This window comes from Legionella waltersii (assembly GCF_001468085.1).
GTDB lineage: Bacteria > Pseudomonadota > Gammaproteobacteria > Legionellales > Legionellaceae > Legionella > Legionella waltersii.
This window is the reverse complement of sequence record NZ_LNZB01000059.1, coordinates 1-354: the sequence shown is the minus strand read 5'-3', so window position 1 is coordinate 354 and position 354 is coordinate 1. Positions and strand designations below refer to the sequence as shown.

The window sequence follows — 354 nt, the reverse complement described above, 5'->3', positions numbered from 1 at the left end:
CGAGTTTGGGATGGAGTGCTACCAGTTGATGATTGAAATACAGCCGGATAGTTGTATCCGTTGCTCTAAGCCAAAGCTCTTGCCGAGCAAGGCGATATGGGCCTGAGTATCTGCATTTCTTGTATTGCACATGGCAATCACCATGAAGTTTAACCTTTTCCCACGCCGCAAACTCGGGCGGATGGTTAGGCAGTTTTTTGAGGAGAGGTTGTTCAATTTCAAATAGAACCAAGGGCTTTTCATGAGTGGTGCCGTGGTTGCGCGCGCCAGCCTCTTGTATTAACCAGATCTTTAACTGCTCGTTAGCATCGTTTAAGCTTCTAAACTGGCGCAGTGGAACAAAGCGGTTTTTAA

Annotated in this window: 1 protein-coding gene; it reads right to left on the bottom strand. The window is 46.9% G+C overall.

Features of this window, described 5'->3' with window-relative positions; all coding sequences use genetic code 11:
* On the bottom strand, positions 1–354 hold a 354-nt coding region (locus Lwal_RS17955; RefSeq protein WP_420798170.1), incomplete at both ends, for a Mu transposase domain-containing protein.